This is a genomic window from Microbacterium sp. Au-Mic1 (assembly GCF_021341785.1).
Lineage (GTDB): Bacteria > Actinomycetota > Actinomycetes > Actinomycetales > Microbacteriaceae > Microbacterium.
This window is the reverse complement of the sequence record NZ_JAJTTF010000011.1, coordinates 101253-127562: the sequence shown is the minus strand read 5'-3', so window position 1 is coordinate 127562 and position 26310 is coordinate 101253. Positions and strand designations below refer to the sequence as shown.

29 protein-coding genes, 3 tRNA genes and 1 pseudogene are annotated in these 26310 nt (G+C 67.4%); 17 read left to right on the top strand and 16 right to left on the bottom strand.

Going from position 1 to position 26310, the window contains the following annotated elements; all coding sequences use genetic code 11:
- Positions 1–18 precede the first annotated feature (18 nt).
- The 7 genes from LXM50_RS14955 (at position 19) to LXM50_RS14925 (ending at position 4604) form a co-directional block, all read left to right on the top strand.
- Positions 19–645 carry a dihydrofolate reductase family protein gene (locus LXM50_RS14955; RefSeq protein ID WP_233312275.1) on the top strand — a complete coding sequence of 209 codons (627 nt, stop codon included), beginning with the start codon at positions 19–21 and terminating at the stop codon, positions 643–645.
- Complete coding sequence (locus LXM50_RS14950) at positions 642–1556, top strand: NAD(P)-dependent oxidoreductase (RefSeq protein ID WP_233312274.1); 915 nt, start codon at positions 642–644, stop codon at positions 1554–1556. The genes LXM50_RS14955 and LXM50_RS14950 overlap by 4 nt, the downstream gene beginning before the upstream one ends.
- 52 nt (positions 1557–1608) lie before the next feature.
- Positions 1609–2211: a TetR/AcrR family transcriptional regulator gene (locus LXM50_RS14945; RefSeq protein WP_233312273.1), complete on the top strand. Its 603-nt coding sequence runs from the start codon at positions 1609–1611 to the stop codon at positions 2209–2211.
- On the top strand, positions 2208–2630 hold the full coding sequence (locus LXM50_RS14940; protein ID WP_233312272.1) for a hypothetical protein: 423 nt from the start codon (positions 2208–2210) through the stop codon (positions 2628–2630). Before LXM50_RS14945 ends, LXM50_RS14940 begins: the two co-directional genes overlap by 4 nt.
- Before the next feature lie 6 nt (positions 2631–2636).
- On the top strand, positions 2637–3479 hold the full coding sequence (locus LXM50_RS14935) for an AraC family transcriptional regulator (RefSeq protein WP_233312271.1): 843 nt from the start codon (positions 2637–2639) through the stop codon (positions 3477–3479).
- A gap of 44 nt (positions 3480–3523) precedes the next feature.
- Positions 3524–3880 carry a metalloregulator ArsR/SmtB family transcription factor gene (locus LXM50_RS14930; protein ID WP_233312270.1) on the top strand — a complete coding sequence of 119 codons (357 nt, stop codon included), beginning with the start codon at positions 3524–3526 and terminating at the stop codon, positions 3878–3880.
- A 328-nt stretch (positions 3881–4208) separates the two neighbouring features.
- Entirely contained in the window at positions 4209–4604 is a 396-nt protein-coding gene (locus LXM50_RS14925) for a hypothetical protein (RefSeq protein WP_233312269.1), read from the top strand.
- An 85-nt stretch (positions 4605–4689) separates the two neighbouring features.
- Here LXM50_RS14925 and LXM50_RS14920 read toward each other — a convergent pair.
- Positions 4690–6060: pseudogene (locus LXM50_RS14920) on the bottom strand (MFS transporter).
- Between the two features lie 132 nt (positions 6061–6192).
- Positions 6193–7119, bottom strand: a complete 927-nt coding sequence (locus LXM50_RS14915) for a DMT family transporter (RefSeq protein ID WP_233312268.1) — start codon at positions 7117–7119, stop codon at positions 6193–6195.
- A 39-nt stretch (positions 7120–7158) separates the two neighbouring features.
- Here LXM50_RS14915 and LXM50_RS14910 point away from each other — a divergent pair, with 39 nt between their 5' ends.
- Positions 7159–7662: a MarR family winged helix-turn-helix transcriptional regulator gene (locus tag LXM50_RS14910; RefSeq protein WP_233312267.1), complete on the top strand. Its 504-nt coding sequence runs from the start codon at positions 7159–7161 to the stop codon at positions 7660–7662.
- 24 nt (positions 7663–7686) lie between these two features.
- On the opposite strand, the gene LXM50_RS14905 is transcribed toward LXM50_RS14910, so the two are convergent.
- Together LXM50_RS14905 and LXM50_RS14900 are read right to left on the bottom strand one after the other, a co-directional pair.
- Complete coding sequence (locus LXM50_RS14905; protein WP_233312266.1) at positions 7687–8232, bottom strand: hypothetical protein; 546 nt, start codon at positions 8230–8232, stop codon at positions 7687–7689.
- Positions 8229–8882 carry a Pr6Pr family membrane protein gene (locus tag LXM50_RS14900; RefSeq protein ID WP_233312265.1) on the bottom strand — a complete coding sequence of 218 codons (654 nt, stop codon included), beginning with the start codon at positions 8880–8882 and terminating at the stop codon, positions 8229–8231. Before LXM50_RS14900 ends, LXM50_RS14905 begins: the two co-directional genes overlap by 4 nt.
- 104 nt (positions 8883–8986) lie before the next feature.
- Here LXM50_RS14900 and LXM50_RS14895 point away from each other — a divergent pair, with 104 nt between their 5' ends.
- Positions 8987–9319: a hypothetical protein gene (locus LXM50_RS14895; protein WP_233312264.1), complete on the top strand. Its 333-nt coding sequence runs from the start codon at positions 8987–8989 to the stop codon at positions 9317–9319.
- A gap of 30 nt (positions 9320–9349) precedes the next feature.
- On the opposite strand, the gene LXM50_RS14890 is transcribed toward LXM50_RS14895, so the two are convergent.
- Together LXM50_RS14890 and LXM50_RS14885 are read right to left on the bottom strand one after the other, a co-directional pair.
- Positions 9350–9982, bottom strand: coding sequence for a dihydrofolate reductase family protein (locus tag LXM50_RS14890; protein ID WP_233312263.1), 633 nt, complete (start codon positions 9980–9982; stop codon positions 9350–9352).
- Positions 9983–10057: 75 nt separating this feature from the next.
- Positions 10058–10894, bottom strand: coding sequence for an AraC family transcriptional regulator (locus tag LXM50_RS14885; RefSeq protein ID WP_233312262.1), 837 nt, complete (start codon positions 10892–10894; stop codon positions 10058–10060).
- Between the two features lie 68 nt (positions 10895–10962).
- On the opposite strand from LXM50_RS14885, the gene LXM50_RS14880 reads away from it, so the two are divergent.
- Positions 10963–11505, top strand: a complete 543-nt coding sequence (locus LXM50_RS14880) for a DUF1643 domain-containing protein (protein WP_233312261.1) — start codon at positions 10963–10965, stop codon at positions 11503–11505.
- A gap of 180 nt (positions 11506–11685) precedes the next feature.
- On the opposite strand, the gene LXM50_RS14875 is transcribed toward LXM50_RS14880, so the two are convergent.
- The gene (locus tag LXM50_RS14875) at positions 11686–11955 is read right to left on the bottom strand and encodes a hypothetical protein (protein ID WP_233312260.1); all 270 of its coding nucleotides are present in this window, start codon (positions 11953–11955) and stop codon (positions 11686–11688) included.
- Positions 11956–11982: 27 nt separating this feature from the next.
- Positions 11983–12654, bottom strand: coding sequence for a hypothetical protein (locus LXM50_RS14870; RefSeq protein ID WP_233312259.1), 672 nt, complete (start codon positions 12652–12654; stop codon positions 11983–11985).
- A 223-nt stretch (positions 12655–12877) separates the two neighbouring features.
- Between LXM50_RS14870 and LXM50_RS14865 the strand changes: the two genes are divergently transcribed.
- Complete coding sequence (locus tag LXM50_RS14865; protein WP_233312258.1) at positions 12878–13021, top strand: hypothetical protein; 144 nt, start codon at positions 12878–12880, stop codon at positions 13019–13021.
- A 331-nt stretch (positions 13022–13352) separates the two neighbouring features.
- Here LXM50_RS14865 and LXM50_RS14860 read toward each other — a convergent pair whose 3' ends face one another.
- The 6 genes from LXM50_RS14860 to LXM50_RS14835 all read right to left on the bottom strand — a co-directional run bounded on the left by LXM50_RS14860 (position 13353) and on the right by LXM50_RS14835 (position 18004).
- The gene (locus tag LXM50_RS14860) at positions 13353–14918 is read right to left on the bottom strand and encodes an ATP-dependent endonuclease (RefSeq protein WP_233312257.1); all 1566 of its coding nucleotides are present in this window, start codon (positions 14916–14918) and stop codon (positions 13353–13355) included.
- 134 nt (positions 14919–15052) lie between these two features.
- Positions 15053–16534 (bottom strand): SIR2 family protein, encoded by a 1482-nt coding sequence (locus tag LXM50_RS14855; protein WP_233312256.1) that lies wholly within the window; start codon positions 16532–16534, stop codon positions 15053–15055.
- Positions 16535–16785: 251 nt separating this feature from the next.
- A complete protein-coding gene (locus LXM50_RS14850) occupies positions 16786–17451 on the bottom strand; it encodes a hypothetical protein (RefSeq protein WP_233312255.1) in 666 nt (221 codons plus the stop codon).
- 228 nt (positions 17452–17679) lie between these two features.
- A tRNA-Phe gene (locus LXM50_RS14845) sits at positions 17680–17752 on the bottom strand.
- Positions 17753–17830: 78 nt separating this feature from the next.
- A tRNA-Asp gene (locus LXM50_RS14840) sits at positions 17831–17904 on the bottom strand.
- A 27-nt stretch (positions 17905–17931) separates the two neighbouring features.
- A tRNA-Glu gene (locus tag LXM50_RS14835) sits at positions 17932–18004 on the bottom strand.
- A 254-nt stretch (positions 18005–18258) separates the two neighbouring features.
- On the opposite strand from LXM50_RS14835, the gene LXM50_RS14830 reads away from it, so the two are divergent.
- Complete coding sequence (locus LXM50_RS14830; protein ID WP_233312254.1) at positions 18259–19644, top strand: M23 family metallopeptidase; 1386 nt, start codon at positions 18259–18261, stop codon at positions 19642–19644.
- A 106-nt stretch (positions 19645–19750) separates the two neighbouring features.
- On the opposite strand, the gene ppa is transcribed toward LXM50_RS14830, so the two are convergent.
- Positions 19751–20242, bottom strand: coding sequence for an inorganic diphosphatase (gene ppa, locus LXM50_RS14825; protein WP_233312253.1), 492 nt, complete (start codon positions 20240–20242; stop codon positions 19751–19753).
- A 153-nt stretch (positions 20243–20395) separates the two neighbouring features.
- Here ppa and tilS point away from each other — a divergent pair, with 153 nt between their 5' ends.
- Entirely contained in the window at positions 20396–21385 is a 990-nt protein-coding gene (gene tilS, locus LXM50_RS14820) for a tRNA lysidine(34) synthetase TilS (protein WP_233312252.1), read from the top strand.
- A gap of 81 nt (positions 21386–21466) precedes the next feature.
- On the opposite strand, the gene LXM50_RS14815 is transcribed toward tilS, so the two are convergent.
- Positions 21467–22072 carry a DUF937 domain-containing protein gene (locus tag LXM50_RS14815; RefSeq protein ID WP_233312251.1) on the bottom strand — a complete coding sequence of 202 codons (606 nt, stop codon included), beginning with the start codon at positions 22070–22072 and terminating at the stop codon, positions 21467–21469.
- Between the two features lie 120 nt (positions 22073–22192).
- On the opposite strand from LXM50_RS14815, the gene hpt reads away from it, so the two are divergent.
- The 4 genes from hpt to folP all read left to right on the top strand — a co-directional run bounded on the left by hpt (position 22193) and on the right by folP (position 26287).
- Positions 22193–22744, top strand: coding sequence for a hypoxanthine phosphoribosyltransferase (hpt, locus tag LXM50_RS14810; RefSeq protein WP_233312250.1), 552 nt, complete (start codon positions 22193–22195; stop codon positions 22742–22744).
- Positions 22745–22898: 154 nt separating this feature from the next.
- A complete protein-coding gene (gene ftsH / locus LXM50_RS14805) occupies positions 22899–24902 on the top strand; it encodes an ATP-dependent zinc metalloprotease FtsH (RefSeq protein WP_233312249.1) in 2004 nt (667 codons plus the stop codon).
- Between the two features lie 3 nt (positions 24903–24905).
- Positions 24906–25499 (top strand): GTP cyclohydrolase I, encoded by a 594-nt coding sequence (gene folE, locus LXM50_RS14800; protein ID WP_233312248.1) that lies wholly within the window; start codon positions 24906–24908, stop codon positions 25497–25499.
- A complete protein-coding gene (folP, locus tag LXM50_RS14795) occupies positions 25496–26287 on the top strand; it encodes a dihydropteroate synthase (RefSeq protein WP_233312247.1) in 792 nt (263 codons plus the stop codon). The genes folE and folP overlap by 4 nt, the downstream gene beginning before the upstream one ends.
- Positions 26288–26310 lie beyond the last annotated feature (23 nt).

Below are 26310 nucleotides of genomic sequence, written 5' to 3'. Positions count from 1 at the left end.
CGAGCGGGAGGTTCGATCATGAGCAAGGTCATCTGCGGTCTGTCCGTCTCCGTCGACGGCTTCATCACGGGCAGGGATCCGCGTCCGGGGCACGGGCTCGGCGACGGCGGAGTGCTGTTCGACTGGTACGGCGGCGGCGAAGTGCCGAGCACGGTGTTCGCCGGCTTCCGCCTGTCGGCGCCGAGCGTGCGCGTGTTCGACGCACTCGCTTCCCGCGTCGGGGCGAGCCTGGCCGGACACACCACCTACACCGACTCGGACGACTTCGCCGGAGGAGCGCCGCATCCCACCGCGCCGCTCGTGGTGCTGTCGCACGCGTCGTTCCCTCCAGCGAACGAGCGTCAGACCATCGTGAGCACGGGGCTGGCCGATGCCGTCGACACGGCGAAGCGTCTCGCCGGCGGCAAGGACGTGGGGCTCATGGGCGGCGTCCTCGTCACGGACGCGCTCAAGGCCGGGCTCGTCGACGAGCTCATCCTGCACCAGGTGCCCGTGCTGCTGGGCGCCGGACGTCGCTTCTTCCATGAGCTTCCGCAGCACATCGCGCTCCGGATCCACGACGTGGTATCCGCGCCCGACGTCACGCATCTGCACTATCTCGTGGATAACGTCGGACGCACCGCGACGCAGGAGGACGCACGATGATCCTCGTCACCGGCGGTCTCGGGATGATCGGCGCGCACACCGCGGCCGCGCTGGCCGACCTCGGCGAGGAGGTAGTCATCACGGCGCACCGGCGCACGGACCTTCCGTCGTTCCTCGAAGGTCGCGTCGTCGTCGAGATCGTGGATGTTGCCGACCGTGAGACATTCCTCGCGCTCGGCGACCGCCACGACATCGGCGGCATCGTGCACCTGGCCGGCAGCATCCCGGAACCGGATCCGATCCCGTACTACCGGCGCGATTCGGCGGCGCTGTTCGCCGCGCTCGAGGCCGCGCGGACCTGGGGTGTCGACCGGTTCGCGGTCGCCGGCAGCATCAGCTCGTACGAGGGGCGCGACGAGCGACCGTGGACCGAGGAGCTCCCCCTGCCGCTCGCCGTGCCGCCGCATCCGATCGCGGCCTTCAAGAAGGCCGTCGAGCCGCTGACGCTGTACGCCCTCGCAGGCACGGACGTGCAGCCGGCGCTGCTGCGCATCGGCAGCACCTGGGGGCCGCTGATGGATCCGGAGTCTCCCTTCAACCCTGTGCCGGCGACCGTGAGCGCCGTGCTGCGCGGTGAGCGTCCGGGCCCGCTGTCCTCCGTCGCGGGAGACTTCGGCTATGCGCCCGACTCGGGTCGTGCGATCGCGCTGCTCATGACGGCGCCCGCCCTCGCGCACGTCGCGTACAACGTGTCGAGCGGCGTTCCGTTCACCGCCCGCGAGCTCGTCGACGCGCTGAACGCCGCGCTTCCCGGATCCGGGATCGTGGCGGCGCCAGTCGAAGGGGCGGTGGAGGGCGCGCCGTACCTCGACATCACTCGTCTGCGTGCCGAGACCGGATTCGAGCCCGCGTTCGATCTGCCCGGCGCGGTCGCGCACTACGTCGAATGGCGGCGTGAGAATCCACGCTGAGAGGCGTGCAAAAGGGCTTGTCATATTTACTCAAGTGAGTAAATATGGATCCATGACATCGACGCGCAGCTACCGCACGACGCAGGAACGTCGTGCCGAGATCATCGACGCGACGGTGCGAGTTCTCGCCGAGCAGGGTTTCGCGGCCGCGTCGTTCGCCCGGATCCGGGAGACGGCGGAGCTCAGCAGCACCCGCATGATCTCGTATCACTTCGCCGATAAGGGCGCGCTCATGGGTGCGCTCGTCGAGCACGTCGTGCACCGGGCGGCCGCCGTCATGGTCCCCGCTATAGAGGCCGAGCCGACCTGGGCGGGCAAGCTCGCGGCATACCTCAGGTCCAACCTGCACTTCCTCGCCGAGAACCGGCTCGCGGCCCGTGCCGTGATCGAGGTCATCCGCAATGCCCCACGCGCCGACAACGACCTGCGCGAGGACACCTCGGCCCTGCTGCTCTCGGTGCTTCTCGCCCAGGGGCAGGAGGCGGGCGAGTTCCGCGCCTTCGACCCCGTGGTGGTGGCGCGCTCCATCCGCGCAACCATCGATGCGTTCGCGATGACCATGCCGTCCGACAAGGCGGCGACCACGTCGGCGATCGACGAGATCGTCGCCATGTATCACCGGGCCACTCGCCCGGAAGAAGGAGTTCGATCATGACTCTGACCGCCGACCGCCTCGCGGCGGTGCGTCCCGCACTCGACGCCGTGCGCCGGCTGTGGTGGTTGTGCGCCGCGGTGTCGCTGATCGCCCTGGGAGCCGCCGCGGTCCTCGCGATCGTCGACCCCGCTGAGGTGAACTGGGTGGTGTGGCTTCGCGGATCCGTCGTCGCGGCGGCGAGCCTCGTGTTCGTCCTCGTGACGAGAACAGCCGCGCGCGGCAGCCGCCGTGCGTTCACGAGGATGCGATGGATCTCGATCCTCGCGCCGATCGGTATCGGCCTGATCATCGTCTCGCCAGATTCGGGGTATCCGATCTGGATGAAGATCGAGCAGGGTCTCATCGGCATCCTGATCGTGGCGATCGCCGTCCTGCTGAACCGGCGTTCGACGCGGACGGCGTTCCCCAAGGCGAGCTGAGGCGCCATGGCCGACACGTACCGCGAGCGGGAGCCGAGTGCGGCGCTGGCCGGAGCGGTGCGCACGATCTGGGTGCAGCGCGTCGGCGATGAACCCGCCGTCCACCGCCATCTGCCCACCGGCGGCGTGGAGCTCCACGCGGCGGTCGGCGGGGCCGCGCGGCTGCTCGGTCCGCTCACGGGATACCGGCTCGAGGTCATCCCGCCGCGCACCACGATCGTCGGGGTGCGCTTCCGTCCGGGTGGCGCGCCGCCGCTGCCGATGCCGCTCGAGGAGCTGGTCGACCGGAGCGTGCCGCTCGAGGAGGTTTGGGGCGGCCTCGCTGAACGCCTGCTCGAGGATGTCGCCGGCGCCGGCACGGCCGAGCGCGCGACCGGCGTGCTCGAGGAGTTCCTGTTGCAGCGATTCCGGGTGGGGAGGGTTGCCGACCCTCTGCTGCGCGCCGCAGTCGAGGCGTTGATGCCCTGGCGTCCGGTCGAGGTCGCCACGGTCGCCGCCGACGTGGGGTTGTCGGAGAGTCAGCTGCGCCGGCGCTCGCTGAGCGCGGTCGGACTCAGCCCCAAGGTGCTGCAGCGCACCTTGCGGTTCCAGGGGTTTCTCGCGCTCGCTCAGGCCGGCGCTGTGCCCAGTGGCCGTGTCGGCGCCGACGGCATCGCGGGGCTCGCCGTGGACGCCGGGTACGCCGACCAGGCGCATCTGGGGCGCGAGTGCCTGCGGCTGACCGGGCAGACGCCTCGCGAGCTGCTGCACGGCGATGTCGGGCGCTGCGCCTGCGGGCATGACCACTCCGCGTCGTACCGCCCGTTCCTCGCCGGGCGGTTCCGCTCTGTCCGTGCGGCGAGTGCTTGAGTCGTGCGTTGTTCGCTATTTAGCTCAGGTGCTAGATTGCGTTCATGAGCGAAGCGGAGAACAGCGCGTTCGAGGCACTGGCCCACCCGACACGGCGGCAGATCCTGCAGGATCTGAAGGATGGCGAGCAGGCGGCGGGAGAGATCGCGGCGTGGTTCACGGTGAGCGGTCCGACGATCTCCCGGCATCTGCGGATCCTCCGGGGTGCCGGCTTGATTGTCGAACGGCGTGACGCGAACCGGATTTTCTACTCCCTCGCCGGCGACAGGCTCGCCCTGTCGATCGGCGACTTCCTGTCCACGGTCTGCCCCGAACAGATCGTGCTGCGGGAGGTGCGAAAGCGGCGCCCGTCCGATGGTGATCCCGGCGGCACCGGCGAGCACTCGGCGGTGCCGGCGTGAGTGTCGTGCCCGGAGTGAAGGCGCATCTGCGCCGCCGCTTGCTCGTGAGCTACCGGCTCGATCCCGACATCGCACGGACGCTCGTGCCCGCACCGCTGCGCCCGCAGCTGATCGACGGACAAGCGCTCGGGGGCTTCTGCGTGCTCGGGCTCGACGCGATCCGGCCGCGCTGGTTCTCGGCTCGTCTCGGTCTGCGCTCCGGGAACGCTGCGCATCGGATCGCGGTGGAGTGGGATGAGGGCGACCTCGTGCGCACGGGCGTGTTCATCCTGGAGCGCCACAGCTCGGCCTGGCATCCGGTGCTGTTCGGAGGCCGGCTGTTCCCCGGGTGCACCGCCGAGCGCGATTCGCCGTCGACGAGCACGGTGGCCGCTACGCCATGGGCATGGACGCCTCGGGGGAGCATCTCGATGCGGACGTCGAGGTCGGCGGTGCCTGGGCGAGCTCGTTCTTCGGCTCGGTGGAGGAGGCGTCGGCGTTCTATCGCTCCGGACGGATCGGCTGGTCGCTAGGACACGACGGCCGCACCCTGGAGGCGGTCGCGCTTGCCGCGGAGGAATGGGCGGTGGAGGCGGCCCAGGCGCACAGCGTGCACTCGTCGTTCTTCGATGCGCTGCCGCGAGGGTCGGTCGTGCTCGATCACGTCGTGGTGATGCGCGATCTCGACATCACGATGGAGGCGCCGGCGACCGCCGTCGGAGCGTCGCAGCCGCTCGCGGTCTAAGCCGTTCCCTTCGGACGTCGCGCGCGGGGACGCTCATGCGAAAGGCCGCCGGCATCGCAGCGCGGCGGCCTTTCGCGGTTTGCTCTCAGTGTCGTGCGACGGCCGGGTCCTCGGATCCGATCCGCTGAGCCAGGCGCGAGCGGTCGTCCGCGTCGAGGGCGCGCAGATCCGCCCCCTTCGTCTCGCGGGCGGCGGCCACGGCGACGAGCGTGATCGCGCAGGCGATCGCCACGTAGATCGCGACAGGAACGCTCGAGTGATACTGCGCGAGCAGGCTGGTCGCGATGATCGGGGCCAGGGATCCGGCGAAGATCGACGTGACCTGGTAGCCGAGGCTGACACCCGAGTACCGCATCAGCGTGGGGAACATCTCCGCCATGATCGCCGGCTGCCCCGCGTACATCGCGGCATGGAAGACGAGGCCGAGGGCGATGGCCGCCCAGATGACGACGGGATTGCCGGTGTTCATCATCGGGAAGGCGAAGAAACCCCAGGCGGCTCCGAGGAGGGCGCCGGCCGCGTACACGGGCTTGCGGCCCCAGCGGTCCGACAGTCGCCCGAACAGCGGGATCACGAGGAAGTGCACCACGTGGGCGCCGGCCAGGATGAGCAGCGTCGCCGACGTCGCCTCCTTGACGGACTGGGTGAGGTACACGATCGAGAAGGTGACCACCACGTAGTAGAGGATGTTCTCCGCGACGCGCAGGCCCATCGCGACGAGCACGCCGCGCGGGTAGCGGCGCACGACCTCGAGCGGCCCGAAGCTCGTCGATGCCTCCTGGTCCTGCGCCGCCTTCATCTCCAGGAAGATCGGCGCCTCGGTGACCTTGGTGCGGATGTACCAGCCGATGAGCACGATCACGGCCGAGAGCCAGAACGCGACGCGCCAGCCCCAGCCGAGGAACGCATCCTGCGGCAGCGTCGCGGACAGGGCGAAGAGCACGAGCGTGGCGAGCAGGTTGCCGACCGGCACTGCGGCCTGGGGCCAGCTCGCCCAGAACCCGCGCCGCTCGCGCGGGCTGTGCTCGGCGACCAGCAGCACGGCGCCGCCCCACTCGCCGCCGATCGCGAAGCCCTGCGCGAACCGGAGCAGCACCAGCAGGACCGGTGCGAGATACCCGACCTGGGCGAAGCCGGGCAGGCAGCCGATGAGGAACGTCGCGGCGCCGATGATCAGGATGCTGGCCTGCAGGAGCTTCTTGCGCCCGTACTTGTCGCCGAGGTGCCCGAACACGATCCCGCCGAGCGGGCGGGCGATGAAGCCGATCGCGTAGGTGACGAAGGCCGCGATGATCCCGCTGAACGGGTCGTCCGACGGCGGGAAGAAGACGGTGCCCAGCACGAGCGTCGACGCCGAGGCGTAGAGGAAGAACTCGTATCACTCGACGACCGTGCCCGCCATGGACGCGGCCACGACGCGGCGCAGGCCGGAGGGAGATGCTGACTCGTACGCCATGTGTGCTCCTTTGCACGTTCGGAGACGTCTGTCGGTTCTCCAGCCTGAGTCGACTCCGTCGTTGCGACAATGCCCATATGCGGCGGACGGAGTGTGCAGGAATGCACATCGGACGGCGAGCGGACTGCTCGTTCAGGTCGTGCAGGGGGCGGGAATCGCTTCGGTCTGGGGGTGGACGGGCGACGCGTCGCGCGCGCGCCGTCGCCGTGCCACGAACCCATCCAGCACGAGCGGTGCGGCGATGCCGAGGAGGACCAACGCCAGTCCGGCCAGCTGGCGGCCTTCCAGGATCTCGCCCGCCACGAGCACCCCAAGAAGCACCCCCGTGACCGGGTTGAGCAGGCCGATGAGGCCGACGGTGCCGGCGGGCAGGTGCTTGAGCGCCGCGAACCACGCGACGTTGGCCACGGCGGTCGCGATCAGGGTCAGGTAGCCGTACGCCGCCAGAGCTGCGCCGTCGACGGCGGGCGGCGGCCCTTCGATGATGGCCGCGACCGGGATGAGCGCGAGGCCGCCGAAGACGAGCTGCCACGCAGTGGACGGGAGGATCCCGACCTCGCCGTTCCAGCGCTTGGCGAGGATGAACCCGATCGACGACATGGCCATCGCGGCGATCGAGGCGATCACGCCGCGCGGGTCGACGGAGTTCGTGGTGCCGAGCAGCATGAGCGCGACGCCGCCGATGCCGACGAGGGCGCCGAGCAGGCGCAGGATCCCGGGTCGCTCGCGCAGGATCGCCCAGGCCGCGAGGGCGATCGCGACGGAGGAGGTCGCCATGATCGTCGACGCGATGCTCGTCGGCAGCAGCTGCGCGGCGGCGTAGACGAGCACGAAGAAGGCCCCGACGTTGAGGGTGCCCAGCAGGGCGGACTTCCACCACCAGGAGCCGCGAGGGAGGCGGCGGACCAGCGTCAGGAGCAGCAGTCCCGCGGGCAGTGCGCGGATCGCGGCACCCCAGATCGGGGAGTCGGGGAGCCACTCGCGCGTGACGAAGTAGGTGCTGCCCCAGGCGATCGGAGCGATCATCGCGACGACGAACCACCGCCAATTAGTTTCCATGGAAGACACTATAGCTTCCTTGGAAGATATAGTGAAGGGGTGACGGAGATCGATGATCAGGTGACGCGGATCCAGCAGGCGTGGCGGCGGGAGCGCCCCGATCTCGATGTGACCCCGATCGGCACGATCGGGCGCCTGCATCGCCTGGCTCTGGCGTTGACCGAGGAGCTCGTCGCGGTCTATCGCAGGCACGGGCTGTCGGAGGGTGACTTCGATGTGATGGCGGCATTGCGCCGTTCGGGCGAGCCGTACGAGGCGAGCCCCACGGATCTCGCCGCCTCGACGATGATCACGAGCGGCGGGATGTCGAAGCGTCTCGACCGGTTGGAGGGCGCCGGGCTCATCACGCGGAGGGCCGGATCCGGCGACGGACGTGGTCGGGTCGTGGCGCTGACGGCGGAGGGCAGGGCGCTGATCGACGCCGCGTTCGCCGATCACGTCGCCAACGAGCAGCGACTGCTGGCGATGGTTCCGGCATCGGAGCGGAGGGCGCTGGAGGCGACTCTGACCGGCTGGCTGGCGCACTTCGAAGCGCGCGACTGACGCCGGCGTCCCCAGCCGCGCGGTTCAGCCGGCGCACTCCCGCGACTGGTCGGTGATGGTCCAGTCGGACGTCGGTCGCGTCATCACCACGGTGCCGCAGTCGCCCGATGCGAGGTAGGTCACGAAGAGGGTCGCGTCGGTCGCGGTCTCCTGCTGCACCGCGATGTCGACCTGCGCGTCCTGACCGAGGGCGCGATAGAGCTCTGCGGTGACGGCGATCATCTCGTCGCAGCTGGACACGTGGACGGGGCCCCGTTCGTTGAGCTCGGCGACCATCCGCGTCGCGAGCTCGGGAGAGAGGGCCGCACAGGATGCTGCGGTGTCGGGAACGCGAGAGGCGTCGAGCCAGGCGCGGAACGCGTCGGCCGCACCCAGCGGGTGGGGCGTCGCCGGATCCGACGCCTGGGCCGTCGATTCGACGGTGGACGTCGCCGCACCGCTCTGCGCCGATGCGTTCTGATGCGCGTAGTCAGGACTCGGAGCGCACGCGCTCAGGAGGAGCATCGCGGCGGCGGCGGCGGCGGCGCCGATCCCGATCGCCGCCGACACGCGTCCATTCCGGAATATCACTGCCTCATTGTTTCAGACCGGGCTCCGAGCATCCCGGGAAGACGGCTCGCCCACCAGACGAGCGCGCCCGCCGCACCCAGCGCGCCGAGCAGACCGAGCGCCGTCAGGGCGATCGCGCCCACGCCCCGCTCCGGCAGGAGGAATCCGTAGGGCACCCAGCCGTCCGTCGCCCCTCGCGCGAGCACGACGATGAGCCAGAGGACCGGATAGGGCGCCAGGATCCAGAACCGCGGCCATGGCATCGGTCCGCGGTCGCCGATGATCAGCCAGTCCAGCGCCATCACCGACGGGAACACGATGTGCAGCGTGACGCTCACCCACGGAGGGGCGGATCCTGTACCCGGAACGAGGCCGTTGTAGATCACGGCGACCAGCAGCATGCACGCGGTCGCCACGGCGCGCGCGTCGGTCAGCCAGCCGGGCGCCCCTTGCGCTGTCATGCCCCGAGCCCCCACGAGGATCAGGATGATCGCTGCGAGCAGGCTCGTCAGATTCGTGAAGAACCCGAAGTAGTCGAACGGGTTGTATCCGTTGTCGGCGCCGCCCCGGACGTAGGTGAGCATCAGGATCGTGATGATCGCTGCGCCGAGGACGAGTCGCGCCGCACCGACGCCCTGCATGCCGAGGCGTGATGCGGGCCGGGGCGTCATACCGCGACGATACCGGGACGCGCCGTCTGGATGCGTTTCGCCACTGAAGGCGCAGCCCTGCCAGGACGATGGACTGCTCGGAGCGACGGAGCTACGGTGAGGTCGTGAGTGCGATCAACGGCGGCCGGGTCGAGCGGGGGCGTGCCCGCATGTGGCTCGGCGTGGGGATCGCGGTCATCCCTGGCGTTGTCGCCGGATTCCTCGGCGCGATCTTCGGACCCTTCCGCATCATGCTCGGCGGCGGGATCCTGATCGCTGCGAGCGGGATCCTCGTCCTCGTATTGCGGGATAGAACGTGGACTCGTGTGGTCCTCACTGTCGGCGTCGCACTGGTGTTCGGAGCCTGCGCTTATGTTCTGCTCGGACTCGTCATGCCGCAGGGGACCGGCAGCGGGTCGGGGAGCGGGTGCGCGCCGGGCGGGACGTGTCAGCCGTAGGGCTTGCAGTGGTTGGATCCAGCGCGGTGTTCAGGAGCGTGCTGCTCCCGGCACCGTGTAGAGAGTGTGCAGCACGCCGTCGCCTTGCACCACGACCGTCGGGCCTTCGAACAGGTGCGGGCCGACGAGGTCTCCGAAGTATGGCCTGCCGGATCCGAAGACGGCGGGGACGACGTCCATCGCGACCTGATCGACGAGCCCGGCCGCGAGGATCTGACCGCCGACCCGGCCGGCGTTGACGGCGACGATGCGGTCGCCCGCCAGGTCCTGGGCCACGGCGATCGCCTCGGTGACGTTGTCGACGAAGTGGTACGAGGCCTCGGGGTGCCAGCCCTCCGGCTTGGGTCGGTGAGAGACGACGACCACGTGCTCGCCCGCCGGCGGGCGTCCCTCCCAGCCGTCGACGAGGTCGAAGAGGTGCCGGCCCATCACGATGCAACCGATCGACTGCCAGAATCCGCGGACGTACTCGGCCGACGCCGGAGACACGCGGAAGCTGCTCCCGGATCCCGAATGGTCGTGATCTCCCTCTGAGGCATCCGGCTCCGGGAGGATCGGGGTGTCTCCGTTGAAGTACCAGTCGTGGAGCGGGCCGACATCGTCGTGGTCGTCGGCGATGTAGCCGTCGAGGCTCGTCACGCTGTGCATGATCACCGTGCCCATGGTGGGTTCCCTTCGTCGTGCCGGATGCGGATGTGACGATCCTCGCCGGACTTCGGGGCGAGGGCTTGGAAAAAATCACTCGGCCGGCATCGGTCCCATGTCGGGCGGGAACGCCGGATCCGGCGGAACTCGGCGTCGCAGCGCCAGGTAGTCGGTCGGAGTGCGGCCGGTGAAGTCGCGGAACTCGTTGATCAGGTGCGGCTGATCGAAGTAGCCGGCGGTCTGCGCAAGATCGGCCCAGGCGGGCGGGGTCGCCGCGTCGACCGACAGCACCACACGGGCGAACCGGTAGATGCGGGCCAGCCGCTTCGGGGTGACGCCGACCATCGAGGTGAACCGGGAGGCGAGCCGGTTGCTGCTGAGCCCGGTGTCGCTCGTGAGGGCCGCGACGGTGCCGGAGCCCCAGGACGACTCGATTCGTCGAGCAGCCTGCTGGGCGGGATCCCGCTCGTCCGCCGTGGACTCGGTGAGCCGGGACAGGAGCTCGGTTTCGAGCAGGCCGATCCGCGCGGAAGTGGAGGTGGCTTCCGCCAGCTGGTCGCGGAGCTCCGAGAGGCTCGACCCCCACAGTCCGTCAGCGGGCACGCAGCGATCCCGCAGTTCGCCCATCGGTGCGGTCACGAACGGTGCGAGGCCCCACGGCTTGAGGTGCACGCCGATGACGTTCACCTCGCGGCCGTACTCGATGACGTACCGGCGGGTCCAGATCCCGATGAACCACGCGTCCACGAGCGTCTCGGGCGGGCGCTCGCCGGCCGGATCATGAAGCACGATCGGGTCCCCGAGGTTGATCATGAGGTGGGCGGACGGCATCGGAGGCACGAGCAGCCGACGCCGATGACCCGGGTCGCCGAAGAGGCAGTAGACATCATCGGCGTAGCGGTCCAGCGGCGGAGCCGGCTTCCTGCCCACATAGCGCACGCTGTCAGTCTGGCGTCGGGACGGCGGCGGCGACAGTGCAGCATGGGATAGTCGTGACCATGACGAACGATGCCGGTGTCGCCGAGGAGCAGTGGATCTACGAGCACGCGGCCGACGGCTCGGCCAGGTTCGCGCTCGGCACCGTCGGCGCGAACCCGCTGATCTGCTTCGGGATCAACCCGAGCACCGCGGCGCCGGGAGCTCCGGATCCGACGATCAAGCGCCTGACCCGGTTCGCGGCCGACAACGGCTACGACAGCTGGGTGATGCTGAACGTCTATCCACAGATCTCCACCGACCCACGAGGCTTGGATCGCGAGCACAGCGCCGCGCTCAAACTCGAGAACGAGCGGCACATCGCGGCGCTCCTCGAGGGCCGGCAGGGCACTCTGCTGGCTGCGTGGGGAGCGCTCATCGAGACTCGTGAGTACCTGCAGCCTCTGCTGCAGGACATCACCCGGATCACGGCTGCGGCGGGGTGTATCTGGCTATCGCTCGGGGAACCGACCAAGCACGGGCACCCGCGGCACCCGCTCTACGTGAAGGGCGACGCTCAGATGCGTTCGTTCGACATCGACGAGTACCTTCGAAAGCTCGGCTAGGCAGCCCTGCCGGACGCTTCCGTGTCTTGTCGAATCGCGACGGGCGGAGACGATAGGCGACATCGAACTGGCTAGACGCTGTCGAGTTCCGTGAGGAAGATGGCTGGATAGTGGACGTGAGAGATGGCCCCGCACGCCTGGTGCGGGGCCATCTCAAGGTGCTTGGCAGGTGGCCTACGGTTACGCGATCACACTGATGAAGAGGGCAGTTGCAACCGCCATGGCTGCCACGACAATGGCTGCGATCACCAATGCTGCGACGAGGAGTCCGCGGTCAGCGCCCTGGCTACCCTTGAGCTTCATGATCGACGCCACCATGACAGCGATCGCAAGAAGCCCCGCCCATGGTGTGACGAGACAGCCGATCGCAGAAAGTACTGCGACGGCAAGCAAGCTGATGGACCAGACACGAGCGCTGTTGGAGTCCGCCCGATCGATATGGGTAGTCATGATCGTTCCTTCCGCTTCGAGGCAGGCTTAGATGTTGTAGAGGTGCTTTTCCACGACTCCGGGACCGTTCGTGATCGTCATCATCTCCTTGTTCATCTGAACGTTCGAGCCCTCGTAGAACACGCTGCCGGTGAAGATGGTCTTGCAGTAGCCCTGACCGCTCTGCACCCACATGGAGTCATTCTTGGAGACTGACCAGAAGCCCGAGAACCCGGTCCAGGTACCGGTGCAGGACTTCACATCCTGCACGACCCCGCTACCCGTCACATAGTAGAAGTCCTGGTTGAAGTACCCCAGCACGATCCCGAGGAACTCCGCGTTGACGCGGTAGTTGCTTGCGACGTCCCACAGGTCTTGGGTGGAGAACTCTCCGCCGACCTTGGCAGCAACGGCAGGCTCAGTCGATGTCACCGTGGTTGCCTCGGTGAAGGTGACCCCTGCTTCCGCGAAGGGATTGTCACTCGAGTACACCTCGATGAAACGCTGCTGGTCCGCCGGCGTCAGGTTCTCGAACTTCTCGATCTCCGTCGCGGGAACGCCGTCTGTGCGGAGCTCGGCGACGAAACTGTCCTGAGCCGTGCTTGTCTCCGCGGCCTGGGCCATGGATGCGCCCCCCAGCGAGAGCCCGAGCACTACTGCGACGACGCCTGCTCGTGCAAGCGCTCGCATGGTCTTCGATCTTCCATCATTGATACGCATGTCTTCTCCAGTCTCGATGTCGCAGTCACTGTTCGTGGTTGATTGAAGCCCCGCGCGGAACTACTTCAAACCTATGAACATGGTCCGCAAACCTCTGTAGGGACTTTGGGGGACAGCGCAATCGGGTCACGGCAGGTACCCTCGGCACCCGGTCGCCGGTCAGGCGGGGGCGCGGTGATTGTCGATTGGTGTGGGTGCCACCCGCGCCACGGAGGCTCCCGTCATGCGCACCACATTCGATGCAGGAGCCTATGCCGCCTACATCTACCTCGTGCCGGAGATCCAGCCCGGTCTTTCGGTGCGCACGATCGAGGCCCCCGGCGTCGACGGCGGGATGGTCGTGCTGGACGCACAGACGGTTCACTGACCGCGAGCGCCCTCGTGGCATCCTCGGTCCGCCCGAAGTGCCGAAGCCAACTCGGGTGATAGCTCGCAGACGAGTGCCGGCGGCTGTGCTGTTCCCGGCGACGATGTCCAGGTAGCGCGACAGCATGCCTCCCAAGGATCAGAGTTCGACGCTACGTCGATCCGGTGACGTTTTCGATTTTCAGTTGGGTTTGGCGGGGCAGCGGGCGCTCGTTGGGTGCCGTTCGCCGCGTGATTCCGCGGAAGCCGTCACGGCTGGTACAGGGTAGTTTCAGCGGAGCTACCGACACGGAACCGGCACCCGAAGCGCGGTTTGGCGGAGAGGAGGGATCCTATTCGACAGCGTCCGTGAGCAACGGCAGGAGCGGCGCTACGGGATCCCAGATGTGTCGAACCTTGGCTTCATGAAAGTTCGTCCAGGTTGACACGAAAGCGCGCGAAACGACTTCTTCGGCCAGGAAATCCAGACTCTCGCCGATTTCAGCGAAGACTGTGTGTCGGTCGCGATTTGTTCGCAAGGCAAGCTCGATAGCATCGCTGACCTGTCCTTGATCAGCAGTGTCCAACTGGAGCGCCAGTGCTAGGCGAGGTAGCACCTTGCCGTTCGTAGAAATCGCTTCTACCATGTCTCCGAAAATAACGGCCTCCGGATCGTCGTCCCCGGGTAGGAACGACACGAAGGGAGTACCGTCCGGCATGTTAAGCTCCGATGTTGACGACGGGCTATAACCGTCTTCCGTGAGTTTGTCGCCGTCCAGCAACGCAATGGCGGGATACTTGCGGGCCGGGTTATTGAGATTGTTGTGCTTCGCTTGATCCCGTGCCGGCGAAGCCCCTCCTAGGGCGTGAATCTCGATACTTTTGAGGTCCAGCTTCTGGAAAGCGACGGCGCCGTATCTCCGCAAGGAGATTTCCGCAACTAGGCTCGCGAACTTGTCCTCAGCGAAGATTGCTAGCCGCGCATCGATCTCGCCAGTAAGGGCGCGCAGAGACTCCACATCAAGCTTGCCTTGCGTTAGCTTCCCACGGTAGGCGGACCAGACTGCGTCGCCGGGGAGTGGCTTCAGCGCGGCGTTTGAGTGAGTTGTAAATATGACCTGGCAGCCTTTGCGCTTGGCAACCTCGATCAAATACTCGACGAGTCGTTGCGTAGCAATCGGGTGAAGTCCGTTTTCGACCTCTTCAATGAGCACAAGTGCCCCGTCATCGACCGCCTCAATCTCCCCAACGATTCGGATGATGCTGGCCTCGCCCGCACCGAAGTGAAACTCAGAGTATGCAGGGTCGCTACCGATTTCGGGGCGGCGCACCAAGATTGAATACTTGCCGCCGAGGTCGGCGGAAACCTCGAGATAGTGTGTCGCAGTCTTGCCTAGGATTCTCTCGACCGCTGTCACAACTTCTTCGGTGAATGCTGTCTCGGCAGCTCCGACAAAATCGCCCTTTGCGAATTTGTACACATCCGATCGCTCCGATACGGGAAGCGTACGGTTCACACCGATCACCTTGACCGGTCGCTGAACTGCCTTTCTGTTCCACTTGCTTCGTCTGACATCATCGACGCGATCTGTGTAGGACGCACTGCGCGTAGTCGTTGTGTTGTCGGCTGTAACGCTGTATTCGACACGCCAGCCACTCATCGACCGATCGTAGAGACCGCCCCGCGCGAAGAAGCGTCTTGGTTGGACCGCGTCATATAGAAGGCCTGCCGCGCCGAGTACGGTGGTCTTCCCTGCGCCATTGGGTCCAACGAGTGCGGTGACGGGAAAGTCGAAGCGAATAACGGCATCCTCGAACGATCGGATCTTCTTGAGTTCCATTTCGTAGAGGTAGTGCTTGTAGCCGCGTCTCCGCACTCGCTCCTGAAGGCCTTGGATTTCGGATGGGCTGATAGACATTGAATTCTCCTGGCGAGTGCGGCTCCGTTGAGCGGAACGACCATGTGTTGGACGTAGTCGATAGGTGGGTGCTCACTGGCCATCGACTACGGTCTGGCGCACCGGCAATTCCAGCGGGCGTGTAACTCTCGTGATCAGTGCGCCTGTCCCGGGGATGTGGGCGTAGCAAAGAGGTCGGGAAGATTTCGTGTGTGTTCGAAAACCATGTCGGGGCCAAGATTTGCCACGATGGATCGCGCAAGCGCGCGTTGCCGTGGCGCTCTCCTGCGGCTTGCCTCTAGTGCCGCCTGGAATTCGTCGGGTCCGTCCATCTCAAGATCTATTCCTGGCAGGTAGAAGTGAGGAAAAGACTCGTAGCAGTCGTCGTACGGGTCGAAGTCGTCCCCGTCGGTGGCCTCGTCGTCGTCAGTGCCGTCCTGCCCGGATAACGGATCAGCCCCGCCATCGGCAGCCGGCTCACCGTCGTTGTCTGCGGCGTTCACGCTCATCCACGGGCTGAGAAGTGCCACCATAACGTTGAAGTAGCCTTCCAGGTATGAGGCGTCGCCATAGTTTCCACGTTTGAAGGCTCGCTGTGCGGCAGCTGCGTAGCTATGAGCGAGCGCCTGAACGTGATGAGCGTCCGAGTACTCACCTGAGCCGCGACGGTGGAGCACCCTGAAACAAGCGTCAAGCACCGCGTCGCTGTAGAACCAGGTGTATACGACCGATGGATACTCTTTGTGGTCTACCTCTTTCGCGATTCGGTCCGCACGCTCTGCGCGACTCTGAATCCTCGCTATGAGATCGTAGGTCTCGTCCGGCAAAATGCAATGCCCTTGGAGCGATCTCTTGATCTCTTTGACGAACTTCATCCCGCTGGTACGCAGATGAGTTAGCCCGAGGGCGCTTGCTTCAGGTGCTTCAAACGGGCTTACCACGTACGCACGCGGCGCGAACTTCCCTAGATCCGCACGGAGCGATTCGTACAAACGACGGAAGTTCCAGTCCGTTAGGGAATATCCAACGAAAACCACAGTCTTTGTGGCCAACAACTGACGTAGATGCGCTCCGAGTGCGTTAGACCCCAACCTGGCTAGTGACTCCACGTAGTCGTCGCTCGTGGCGACTAGGGTCGCGAGGTTGCTTATTGATCCGTGAATTTTGAATACGCGCCGCTCATATTCGTCGTGGTAGGCGATGTCCTCACCGATCATGAAAGGCGTGGCGAGACACGCTTCTTCGAAGTATGTATCCCAGTTCGTGGTGATGATATCTCGAATCCCAGGAAGCGTTGCGAGCTCTTCGTGGAACTGTCGAGCCGCTCGGCGGGCCGTCGGAAAAGAGTCGGCATAGGTGAATCGCGCCCGAATTTCCTTCACAAGAGCGGCGCGCCCGAACTTCTCTTGGAAGGCTTGCATGACCTCGGGGAAAGTGTCAGCGTCGGAACCCGCGCGTTTCCGGGCTCGCTCGAAGAGCGTCTCCGAGAGGACAGTTGGGACTTCTGTACTGATGCCAGCGCCTGCAAAGATGACAAGCTTTCCTGCTGTGTACGCTTCAACCAAGTCCTGAGGCAGGTCAAAATCTAGATCGAGTGCGCACCACTTGCACTCTCCGTCGTGTACATGATTGGGCACAGGCTCATGTTAGCCGGGCGTCGCCGAGGACCGGACGCACCGCAGGCGGTGCAGCAGGCCGCTAGGCCGGCCTTGATTGAGTAAAGAAAGTTCTCACGGCTCGATCGCCGGCGGTGCGGGGCCGACCGTACGGCATCGGAGTCCCGGAGAGGTTCGAGGGCCAGCGGGGCCTCACGCGGGTACGGCCCTGCAGCAGTCTGAGCAGTTCGCGCATCGCCGCGTCGCAGGTTATGAGGAGTCGTGAGCAAGGCTCAGTCGACGTACTGCGTTCCGTCGAAGACGTACTGGTGCCGCTTCCTATTAGCGGTGCAGACCCACCACGTCTCGTTGTCGAAGTGCTGCAGAGTCATGATGCCTCGGGATGAACCAGCGGGGCACTGTGGGCACTTGAGCCGGGCATCGATCCATTCGAGTCGATGATTGTCTTCACGCTTCCGAACGACGCCGAGCACGAGCGATCCCAGTCGAACGACTGTCCAGCCGTTCATTCGGGCGGTGAGCAGCGGCACCGCAATCAGCGCGGCGCCCACGGTGAGAGCCGCAACAATCCCGACGACGATCAGCTTGCCGTCACCGTTCGGTGCGATCAGGATGCCCCCGAACGTCACTGCGAGGCCAATCACAGTGGCGAGGTTCGCCGCAACCTCCAGTCCGCGGCTGACGAAGCGCGTGCCGTGCTTTTCATGGTTTGCAGTCGGCCGGTTGTCCCACCCCCTGCCCTGGGTGATGTGAATGTCGCGCGTCTTCACAGCGATGGCGATGCCTTGCGCGGTCGATGCAACCGCCTGTGCCTGTGGTGTGAACTGCGCGGTGCCGCAGTGGTTGCAGTGCGCGAACGCGGCATCTATTGGCCGTTCGCACCCAGCGCATGGTCTCGTTGACTCGTACACGTCAGCCCCCTCGTTGTCGTCCTGCATTTAGACGGTAGGGAGGGGAGCCGACATTGCTAGCCGGCACAAGCCTCGGGAGTGGAGCGATTCGTCTCGCTCCGCTCGCTCAACGACCGGGGCTTCACTCGCATGACAGCGAGGCCAGATCGACCCAGGGGAGCGGCACGGAAACCTGGCCTCACCGGGAAAAGACGAAACCCCCGCGATGTAGAAGCTACGCGAGGGTTCCTGGGGTGATTGTAACGATCACCCGTGTGGCTCCGACCGGCATCGATCCGGTGACCTTTCGATTTTCAGTCGAACGCTCTACCAACTGAGCTACAGAGCCGCACAGATCGGAAGGTGGAAGCTTCTGACCTGCGTCCTAGACGACAGGCCTTTCCGAAGAAAGGCCTGTCGCATGGAGCGACCCTGACGGGACTTGAACCCGCGACCTCCGCCGTGACAGGGCGGCACGCTAACCAACTGCGCTACAGGGCCAGAACTATGAAATTGTATCGGAAAGAGTGACCCCAACGGGATTCGAACCCGTGCTACCGCCGTGAAAGGGCGGCGTCCTAGGCCACTAAACGATGGGGCCGGGGTGAGCCGCAGGGCTCACTTGCCGACGCTCAAGCATAAGGGGTTCCTGAGCGAAAACACCAATCGAGAGCGCGTCGCTCTGGATCCCGGGCGTGTCCGGGCGCAGAATGGAAGTTGGTCCCGTCCCGTCCCCGAACGCTCGACCAGCACCTGACGATTCGAAGAATTCCCGATCCTGAGCCGGATCCGAGGGTTGCGATTGAGGCTGATGTTGTTAGTGTGACATGAGTGAAACCGGCGAAAGGGAGCCGCGTGAACCATCTGAACATCGAAGACGCCCGCCGACCCGGACAGGCGTCGCTGGTTCGGCGTGCCCGCGCGGCGCGCCTCGGACGTCGCCGTGGCGGCGTCGCTCTCAGCATCGCCACCGTCGGTGCGCTGATCCTGGGCCTCCTTATGGGCGCTCCTGCTGCCTACGCCGACGACTACCCCAGCTGGGATGACGTGCAGGCGGCGAAGGCGAACGAGGCCACCGCCGCCGCCGAGGTCTCGCGCATCCAGGGGCTCATCGCCACCCTCACGCAGAACGTCGCCGACACCAAGGCCGCGGCCGAGGCAGCCGGTAACGAGTACTTCGCGGCGCAGCAGGCGCTCGATGCGCAGGCGCGCCGCCTCTCGGATCTGCAGACGCAGGCCGATGCGCAGAAGAAGGTCGCCGATGATTCGGCCAGCAAGGCCGGGCAGATCGCCGCGCAGCTCTCCCGCGACGGCGGCGACACCACCGCGCTTCAGCTGTTCTTCTCCAACTCCACGGCGAACAAGGACGAGCTGCTCCAGCGGCTCGGCCAGATGGACCGTGTGCTCTCCGGCACCCAGGCGATCTACGACAAGGCCCTCGAAGCGAAGAACACCGCGCAGGCGCTGACGGATCAGGCGAGTGCGGCGAAGACCGAGCGTGATCGGCTCGCCAAGATCGCCGAAGACAAGATGCAGAAGGCGCAGGCCGCTGCGGATGCCGCTGCGGCCGCACTCGCCAACCAGCAGGCCAATCTCGGCCAGCTTCAGGCGCAGCTCGCCGCGCTGCAGGACACCACGGCCAAGACGGTGGCCGGCTATCAGGCCGGTGAGGCGGCCAGGGCTGCGGCCGAGGCCGCACGTCAGGCCCAGCTCGCCGCCGAGCGCCAGGCCGCGATCGACGCCGCGGCCAACAACGGCGGCGGTGGCGGTGGCGGTGGTGGCTCCACCGGTGGTGGCACCGGCGGCGGCACCGGAGGCTGGGTGCGCCCGTTCGGCGGCTACCAGTCCTCGGGCTACGGATATCGCGTGCCCGACTGCGACTACTGGGGTTGCTCTTCCAGCTTCCACGCGGGCGTCGACCTCGCCGACGGCAGCTGCGGTTCGCCGATCTACGCCGGACACTCGGGAACGGTCGTGTACGCGGGCTGGAACGGCGGCTACGGCAACTACATCAAGATCGACAACGGCGACGGCAGCGGTCTCGCCACCGGCTACGGGCACATCCTCAACGGCGGCTTCAACGTCGGTTACGGGCAGTGGGTCAATGCGGGCGACGTAATCGCCTTCGCGGGCAACACCGGCGGATCCTTCGGCTGCCACCTGCACTACGAGGTCTATCAGTGGGGCAGCACGATCAACCCGATCAGCTTCATGGAGAGCCAGGGCGTCTACATGGGCTGATCCTCGGATCCTCACGGAGAAGACCCCCGGGCCGCTGAGCGGCACCGGGGGTCTTCTGTGTATCAGGCGTTTCGGGCCCCTTCGAGAATGTCGGGGCCCGAACGGGTCAGTGGCCTTCGTTGGCGAAGCGCTCGATGGCCTCGTCGAGGATCCGCTGCGCCTCGGCGGCGTCGCCCCAGGCGTCGACCTTGACCCACTTGTTGGGCTCGAGGTCCTTGTAGTGCTCGAAGAAGTGCGAGATCTCCTTCTTCGTGTACTCGGCCAGGTCGTCGACGTCCTGGATGTGCGACCAGCGCGGGTCCTTGCTCAGCACGGCGACGAGCTTGTCGTCACCACCGGCCTCGTCGCTCATCTTCAGCACGGCCACGGGACGCACGTTCACGACGACGCCGGGGAAGATGGCCTGGTCGAGAAGCACCAGCACGTCCAGCGGGTCGCCGTCCTCGCCGAGGGTGTTGTCGAAGTAGCCGTAGTCGGCCGGGTAGCCGAAGGTCGTGTAGAGCACGCGGTCGAGGTGCACTCGTCCGGTCTCGTGGTCGACCTCGTACTTCACGCGGCTGCCGCGCGGGATCTCGATGACGGCGTCGTGTGCGCCCATGCGTGTGCTCCTCAGAAAAGACGGTTGGATGCCGCGGACAAGCCTACTTCGCGCGCAGCCTCACGCGTGGGCCCGTGCTCGCCAGCATCGGAGCACGCGCCCGCCGGCGATGACGGACGGGCGGCGTCCAACCCGCCCGGGTAGCGTGAGAGCGTGCCCTCCCTCTCTCCCGCCGTCGCTGAGATCCGCCGTGCCGTGCGTGCCGCACTGGCGGCGCTGCCCGAACGACCGAGCGCCGTGATCGTGGCGCTCTCCGGGGGCGCCGACTCCCTGGCGCTCGCCGCGGCGACCGCCTTCGAGGCGCGCGCCGCGGGGATCCGCGTGCGGAGCCTGACGGTCGATCATGGGTTGCAGAGCGGATCCGACCGCGTCGCGGCCGAGGCGGCGGCGAAGGCCTCGGCGCTCGGCATCGAGGCGCTCGTGGAACGGGTCGTCGTGGCCGAGTCCGGGGAGGGGCCGGAGGCCGACGCCCGAGCGGCCCGTTACGCGGCGCTGCGCCTGGTCGCTCAGCGCGAGCAGGCCCCCGTGCTGCTCGGGCACACGCTCGACGACCAGGCGGAGACGGTGCTGCTGGGCCTGGCGAGGGGATCGGGCGCCGGCAGCCTGCAGGGCATGGCTCCCGTGCGCATCGACGAAGACGACACCACCTGGATCCGCCCGCTGCTCGCCGTGCGCCGTGAGACGACGCGCGCCGCCTGCACCGCTGAGGGGCTCGAGCCCTGGAACGATCCGCACAACACCGACCCCCGCTACCTGCGGGTGCGGGCACGCGAGCGCGTGCTGCCGGTGCTCGAGGCCGAGCTGGGGCCGGGCATCGCCGAGGCCCTCGCTCGCACGGCGGAGCAGCTGCGCGAGGACGCGGAGGCGTTCGACGAGATGATCCACGAGACCATCGAGGACATCGTGGAGCACGCCGAGGCGGGGATCTCCGTCAGTGCTGCGGCCCTCGCCGCCAACCCGGCCGCGCTGCGCAATCGCGTGATCCGCCTCGTCGTGCAGAGCGAGTTCGGGGTCGGCCTGACCCGGACTCAGACCGTCGAGGTGGCGCGTCTGGTGACCGACTGGTCGGGCCAGGGCCCGCTCGACCTGCCGGGCTGCACGGCTGCGCGGGTGGGCGGCCGCATCGTGTTCGCCGCGCGCTAGACGCGGAGACACGCTAGACGCGGAGACTCCGGAACGCGGCCCCCCATGGAGCCGCGTTCCGGAATCGCCGTGAGTCGGCTCCTACTTCTTGCCGCCGAGCAGGCCGCCGATCAGGCCACCGATGTCGATGCCGCCGCCGGCCGTGGAACCCTGCTGCTGGCCGCCGCCGAACAGGCCGCCGAGGCCGCCCAGGATGTCACCCAGGCCACCGCCGCCCGTCGACGAGCCCTGCTGCTGGCCGCCACCGCCGAGCAGGCCGCCCAGGATGTCGCCGAGGCCACCGCCACCGCCTGCCGACGAGCCCTTCTGGCCGTTCGCGATGAGACCCATAACGATCGGGGCGAGGATCGGGAGCAGCTTGCCGAAGTCGATGCCGGCCGTCTTCTGGTCGCTCGTCAGCGTCTGCGCGACCTGGTCTGCGTTGTCGCCGAACACGTGCGAGACGATCTTCTGGCCATCGGCCTCATCGACGTCGTCGACCGACGCCGCGCCCGAGAAGCCGTCGTGCTTGGCGAGAGCGGCCTCGATCGCGGAGGAGCCCTCCGGCGTCTCGGCGTTCTTCGCGAGGCCGCCGAGCAGGGCGGCCCCGCCCTCCTGCACCGCCTGCCGCGCGACGTCCTCGCTGACGCCGAGCTTCTGGGCGATGTCGCCGATCGGCACCTGGTTGAGGATCTCGTCGATGTCCATGGGACTCCTTCCGTCCGCGACGGGGGCTCGGTTCCCCCAAGCGCCACCCCGCCTCTCCGCTCACAGTAGCGGGCGCGGCACGCCTGCGGGAGAACGGATCCGGTCGCGTAAAATCGATCCATGCGCGCTGCGGACATCCCCGACGACCTGACCGAGATCCTCGTCACCGAGGAGGAGATCCGCGCGAAGCTCGATGAGCTCGCCGTGCGGGTGGCCGAAGACTATGCGGGCAAGGACCTGCTCCTGATCGGGGTGCTCAAGGGCGCCGTCATGGTCATGGCCGACTTCGCGCGGGCGCTGCCGTTCTCGGCGCCGATGGACTGGATGGCCGTGTCGAGCTACGGTGCGTCGACGAAGTCGAGCGGCGTCGTGCAGATCCGCAAGGACCTCGACACCGACCTGCACGGCAAGCACGTGCTCATCGTCGAGGACGTCATCGACTCGGGCCTCACCCTGAGCTGGCTCCTGGAGAACTTCGCCTCGCGCGGCGCCGAGTCGATCGAGGTGCTCGCACTGCTGCGCAAGCCCGAGGCGGCGAAGGTCGAGATCGACTGCAAGTACGTCGGCTTCGACATCCCGCCGGAGTTCGTCGTCGGCTACGGCCTCGACTACGCCGAGCGCTACCGCAACCTGCGCGACGTCGCCGTGCTGGCGCCGCACGTGTACGCCTGACGCCCTTCGGCTCGCCTGCGGGCTCGGCTCGCTCAGGAGCCGGCTGGGGCCTGCGACTCGCTCAGGAACCGGGTCCTCCCGGAGCCAACGCACGGTACGCCGTGGGCGAATCCCCAGGAGGGCCCCAAGTCTCTCGCGCTACGCTGATCGGATCATGGATGTCAAGAAGATCACGCGCAGTTGGCTGACCTATGTGGTGCTGATCGGCCTGTTCCTGGTCGGCGGCTTTCTGCTGATCAGCAACCTCGGATCCTCCTCGCAGGTCTCCACCGAAGAGGGGCTCGACCTGCTGAAGAAGGGGAGCGTCACGAAGGTCGTCAACACCGACGGCGACCAGCGCGTGGACATGACGCTGTCCGAGGAGTACAAGGGCTCCAAGACGGTGCAGTTCTACTACGTGCAGGCCCGCGCGGCCGATGTGGTGAAGGCGATCGACTCCGCCGCACCCAAGGACGGTTTCAACGACGCCGTGCCGAAGGCGAGCTGGTTCGACGGCTTCCTCTCGATCCTGATCCCCATGGTGCTGCTCGGCCTGCTGTTCTGGTGGCTGCTCTCCAGCGCACAGGGCGGCAACAGCAAGATCATGCAGTTCGGGAAGTCCCGAGCGAAGCTCGTGAACAAGGAGAACCCGACCGTCACGTTCGCTGATGTCGCGGGTGCCGACGAGGCCATCGAGGAGCTCCACGAGATCAAGGAGTTCCTGCAGGATCCGGGCAAGTTCCAGGCGATCGGCGCGCGGATCCCCAAGGGCGTGCTGCTGTACGGCCCTCCCGGAACCGGAAAGACCCTGCTCGCACGTGCCGTCGCCGGCGAGGCGGGCGCCCCGTTCTACTCGATCTCCGGATCCGACTTCGTCGAGATGTTCGTCGGCGTCGGCGCCTCTCGCGTGCGCGACCTGTTCACGCAGGCCAAGGAGAACGCCCCCGCGATCATCTTCATCGACGAGATCGACGCCGTCGGCCGGCACCGCGGTGCGGGCCTCGGCGGCGGAAACGACGAGCGCGAGCAGACGCTGAACCAGATGCTCGTCGAGATGGACGGCTTCGACCCGAACGCGAACGTCATCGTGATCGCAGCGACGAACCGCCCCGACATCCTCGACCCGGCGCTGCTGCGCCCCGGCCGCTTCGACCGGCAGATCGGCGTGGATGCGCCGGACCTCAAGGGTCGCCAGCACATCCTCGAGGTGCACGCGAAGGGCAAGCCGCTCGCGAACGGCGTCGACCTCGAGGTCGTCGCCCGCAAGACCCCGGGCTTCACCGGCGCCGACCTGGCCAACGTGCTCAACGAGGCCGCTCTGCTGACGGCGCGCTCGAATGCGCAGCTCATCGACAACCGCGCTCTCGACGAGGCGATCGACCGCGTCATCGCCGGTCCGCAGCGCCGCACCCGCGTGATGAAGGACAAGGAGAAGCTCATCACGGCGTACCACGAGGGCGGTCACGCGCTCGCGGCGGCGGCGATGAACTACACCGACCCCGTCACCAAGATCACGATCCTGCCGCGCGGCAAGGCCCTCGGCTACACGATGGTGCTGCCGCTGGACGACAAGTACTCGGTGACCCGCAACGAGCTGCAGGACCAGCTCACCTACGCGATGGGCGGCCGCGTGGCCGAGGAGATCGTGTTCCACGACCCCACCACGGGAGCCTCGAACGACATCGAGAAGGCGACCTCCATCGCCCGCAAGATGGTGCTGGAGTACGGCATGACGACCGAGCTCGGCCCGGTCAAGCTCGGCACCGAGGGCGGCGAGCCGTTCGCGGGCCGCGACATGGGCCGTGGCCGCGAGTACTCCGAGACCATCGCCGAGCGGGTGGACACGCAGGTGCGCGCGCTCATCGAGCAGGCGCACAACGAGGCGTACGAGGTGCTCAGCGCCAACCGCGACATCCTCGACAAGCTCGCGCGCGAGCTCCTCGAGAAGGAGACGCTGGACCACAACCAGATCGCGGAGATCTTCACCGAGATCCGCAAGCTCCCCGAGCGTCCGCAGTGGCTCTCGAGCGAGGACCGTCCGGTGTCGCTGCTGCCCCCGATCGAGATGCCGCAGCGCGGCGTCGAGGTCGGCACCGCGGCGACCGAGGCGGCGCAGCCGTCGACGGAGCGTCGGCCGGGCGCCGCGGGTGGCGGGAAGCCGCGCCCCGCGACGGCCTGAGCGATGGCCGTCGATCGGGACCGCGTCGCGAGCCTGACCCGTGAGCTGCTGCTCGCGATCGGCGAGGATCCGGAGCGTCCGGGGCTGAAGCAGACCCCGGCGCGCATGGCGGACCTGTACGCGGAGTTCTTCGCCGGCCTCGGCGAGGATCCCGCAGCTCCCCTCGCGCACACGATCAGCGTCTCGCACGGGCCCGCCCCCGACACGTTGCCCTCGGGTGCGGTGCTGCTGCGCGGCATCCGGTTCCGCTCGGTGTGCGAGCACCACCTGCTCCCGTTCGCCGGGCACGCGCACATCGCGTACCTGCCGGGGGAGCGCGTGGTGGGCCTCGGCGCGCTGGTGAAGGTGGTCGAGATCCTCGCGTCCCGTCCGCAGGTGCAGGAGCGACTCGGCGAGCAGGTGGCGGATGCCATCGCATCCCACCTCGACGCGCAGGGCGTGCTCGTGGTGATGGACGCGGTGCACGGCTGCGTCACCATGCGCGGGGGTCGCCAGACCGAGGCATCGACGCTCACGATCGCGGCCAGGGGCGTGTACACGGATCCGGTCGCGCGCGCCGAGCTGATCGCGCTGATCGGCTCGGGATCCGGCGCATGACCGCGATCTGGGGGATCGTCAACGCCACCCCCGACTCGTTCAGCGACGGCGGCCGCTACGCCGACCCCGACCGAGCCGTCGCGCACGGCGTGCTGCTGCGCGCTCAGGGCGCCGACGTGCTCGACATCGGCGGGGAGTCCACCCGCCCCGGTGCCGAGCGGGTCACCGCGGCAGAGGAGCAGCGCCGGGTGCTGCCGGTGATCGAGCGCCTCGCCGCGGAGGGCATCCCGGTGAGCGTGGATACCCTGAACGCCGCAACGGCGGCCGCCGCCGTCCGGGCGGGAGCGCGCATCGTCAACGACGTCTCGGGCGGCCTCGCGGATCCGGAGATGCTCGCGGCCGTGGCCGAGTCGGGCGCCGACATCGCGCTCGGGCACTGGCGGGGCCCGTCGTCGGACATGTACGCGCGCGCCGAGTACGCCCGGGTGGGCCGCGAGGTGGCCGCCGAGCTGCGTGAGCGCGTGGCCGCCGCGGCCGCTGCGGGGATCGCTCCGTCCCGCATCATCGTGGATCCGGGGGTGGGCTTCGCGAAGGCCGCGGGCCAGAACTGGGATCTGCTGCGCGAGCTCGCCGACGTCGTCGCGCTCGGACCGCGCGTGCTCGTGGGCACCTCGCGCAAGCGCTTCCTCGCCGACGCGCTGGGCGCGGACGCCGATGAGCGACGCAAGGATCTGGCGACCGCCGTGACGAGCGTGCTCGCGGCGCGCGCCGGGGCGTGGGCCGTGCGGGTGCACGACGTCGCCGCCACGCGCGACGCGCTCGCCGTGCTCGGCGCCTGGGACCGCTGACCGCCTCCCGCCGTAGGCTGGGG